Origin of the sequence: Comamonas sp., from assembly GCF_036666375.1 — a bacterium.
Taxonomy (GTDB): Bacteria; Pseudomonadota; Gammaproteobacteria; order Burkholderiales; family Burkholderiaceae_C; genus Comamonas.
On the sequence record NZ_JAVWWA010000045.1, the window covers coordinates 9,686 to 12,114 of the forward strand.

Here is a 2,429-nt window from a genome sequence, read left to right on the forward strand (position 1 = left end):
GGTCGCTCAGCCGACCAGCGTCTGACGCAAGCCCCGTGCGCATGAAACAAATCCGTCATGAAAACGAAATACGCAAAAAGTAACATTTGCACACATCGTTCCCTGCGTACTGTTTCATGCCCGAAATCACTGAGTATCTAAGCGACTTCCGGCCTCGTTATCGCCAGCCCAGCGCGGCCGATCTCTGCATCGAAGTGCCGAGCATGACGCCCGACGAGACGAATGAAAAAGTCATGGAGGTCTTCGGCCGCCACCGCGATCTGGTGAGCCTTCCCGTCGTCGAAGGCAATCAGCCCATAGGGTTGATCAACCGCAATATCTTCCTGTCGCAGATGAGCAAGCAGTTCCGCCAGGAGCTGTATGGCAAGAAGAGCTGCATTGCCTTCATGGACAAGGAGCCGCTGATCGTCGATGCCGCGCTGGACATCGATGCGCTGACGCTCAAGACCGTCGAGTACGGCGAGAAGGCGCTGTCGGACGGCTTCATCATCACGCGCGCCGGCGCATTTGCCGGCACCGGCAACGGCCTGCAGCTGATGCGCGCAGTCGCCGAAATGCAGGCCTCGCGCAACCGCCAGATCATGCACAGCATCGAGTACGCAAGCGTGATCCAGCGCTCGACGCTGCGCAGCTCGCTGGACGCCATGGCGCGTGCCTGCCCCGACGCCCATCTGGTCTGGGAGCCGCGCGACATCGTGGGCGGCGATTTCTACCAGTTCTGCACCGACGCCGACGGCTGGTTCGCCACGGTGGCCGACTGCACGGGACATGGCGTGCCCGGTGCATTCATGACCTTGATTGCCTCGACCAGCCTCAACCAGGCCATAGAGCAGAACGGTCCCCGGGACCCGGCAAGCCTGCTGGGCCATGTGAACCGCAGCATCAAGCAGATGCTGGGCCAGGTCAACGGCCAGGACGGCACGCCAGGCTCCGACGACGGCATGGACGCAGCCTGCTTCTGGTTCGAGCCGGCAAGCGGACGATTGATCTTCGCCAGCGCCCGGCTGACCATGTTCGTGCTGCGACCCGGCGCCGACAGCGTGGAGATGCTCGACGGCCAGCGCAAGGGCGTGGGCTATGTGGACAGCGACTTCGACTACGTCTGGCACAACCAGGAAGTGATTCTTTGCCCGGGCAGCCTGGTCTTCGTGAGCACCGACGGTCTGATAGACCAGATCGGCGGGCCGCGCGGCATCGCGCTGGGAAAGCGCCGCGTGCGGGAGCTGCTGCTCGAACAAAGAGAAAAAACGCCCGCCCAGGTCAATGCGGCCGTGCTCGACGCGCTGCGGCTGTGGCAGGGCGAGCACCACCGGCGCGACGACCTGACCTTCTTTTGCTTTCGTGCCTGAAAGATTGCCCCTCTATGCCCTCCCGCATGTTTGCCGACAAATACGGCTCCTTCTTCACCCTGGCGCGCCAGCATCAGGTCATCTTCTACTACGTGGGCTACTTCTCGCAGCACATCGTGGCCGCCATGGCCGACGCGGTGAAGCTGCAGCTCGAAGTCGCGGGCGTGGCCCCGGCCACGCGCCGCAAGCTGTTCTCGTCGTTTGTCGAGATGGCGCAGAACATCATCCATTACTCGGCCGACTCGCTCACGCCCGCGAGCCAGAACAACGGCGAGCTGCGCCACGGCTCGGTGTGCATACGCCGCGAGGACGACGGCAGCTTTCTGCTGCTGTGCGCCAACCCCATAGAACCGCTGATCGCCGAGGATCTGCGCGTGAAGCTGGGCGCGCTGCGCAACATGACGCTCGACGAGATCAAGCAGGCCTACCGCCAGACGCTGCGCGAGGAGACGCCCGAAGGCAGCAAAGGCGCGGGCATGGGATTCCTGACCCTGGCCCGCGACGCACGCCAGCCGCTGGAATTCGACTTCGACACGCAGCATGAGTCTGGCGATTCGCCGGTCTTCTATTTGAAGGCGGCGATCTGAGCCCCGACGGGCTCGTCAACGAATCGAGATTACGCATGGAAAACCTCTACATCGCTCCCACGCCCAGCTCTCCCGAAGTGGACTTCCAGTTCGATGCCCGCACCCTGAGCCTGCGCGGCGAGTCCTATCCAGAGAATGCCGCGGCGTTCTATGGCGACATCATCGCGCGGCTCAAGGAATTCCTGGGCGCGCAAAGCGGCATCACGCTGGAAGTGAACATCGCGCTGGCCTACTTCAACAGTTCGAGCACGAAAATGCTTTTCAACCTGATCGAGGCGCTGAGCAACGCCGCCGAAGACGGCAATGCGGTGCGGCTCAACTGGTTCCACGACGAGGAGGACGACACCATCCTCGAGTTCGGCCAGGAGCTCAGCGAGGATTTTCCGGCGCTCGCCTTCGTCACCCGCGCCATCGAGGCCTCCTGAATGCAAGCCCTGCCGGTGCACGATCTTTTCGCCGCCGAGAACCAGGCGCTGCTGGCCGCGAAGGCCGC

The 2,429-nt window shown here is 63.1% G+C and carries 3 protein-coding genes; all 3 read left to right on the plus strand.

Annotated elements, in window-relative coordinates:
* Positions 1–116 precede the first annotated feature (116 nt).
* Genes RR928_RS12635 through RR928_RS12645 form a run of 3 tightly spaced genes read left to right on the plus strand, consistent with a single transcriptional unit; the run spans position 117 to position 2,361 of the window.
* On the plus strand, positions 117–1,349 hold the full coding sequence (locus RR928_RS12635; protein WP_332682755.1) for a SpoIIE family protein phosphatase: 1,233 nt from the start codon (positions 117–119) through the stop codon (positions 1,347–1,349).
* Between the two features lie 14 nt (positions 1,350–1,363).
* Entirely contained in the window at positions 1,364–1,936 is a 573-nt protein-coding gene (locus RR928_RS12640) for a SiaB family protein kinase (protein WP_332547848.1), read from the plus strand.
* A 35-nt stretch (positions 1,937–1,971) separates the two neighbouring features.
* Positions 1,972–2,361, plus strand: a complete 390-nt coding sequence (locus RR928_RS12645; RefSeq protein WP_332537563.1) for a DUF1987 domain-containing protein — start codon at positions 1,972–1,974, stop codon at positions 2,359–2,361.
* The last annotated feature ends 68 nt before the right edge of the window (positions 2,362–2,429 follow it).

Coding starts and splice junctions, on each gene's coding strand:
- RR928_RS12635 (WP_332682755.1), top strand. CDS start 117: ATGCCCGAAATCACTGAGTATCTAAGCGACTTCCGGCCTCGTTATCGC.
- RR928_RS12640 (WP_332547848.1), top strand. CDS start 1,364: ATGCCCTCCCGCATGTTTGCCGACAAATACGGCTCCTTCTTCACCCTG.
- RR928_RS12645 (WP_332537563.1), top strand. CDS start 1,972: ATGGAAAACCTCTACATCGCTCCCACGCCCAGCTCTCCCGAAGTGGAC.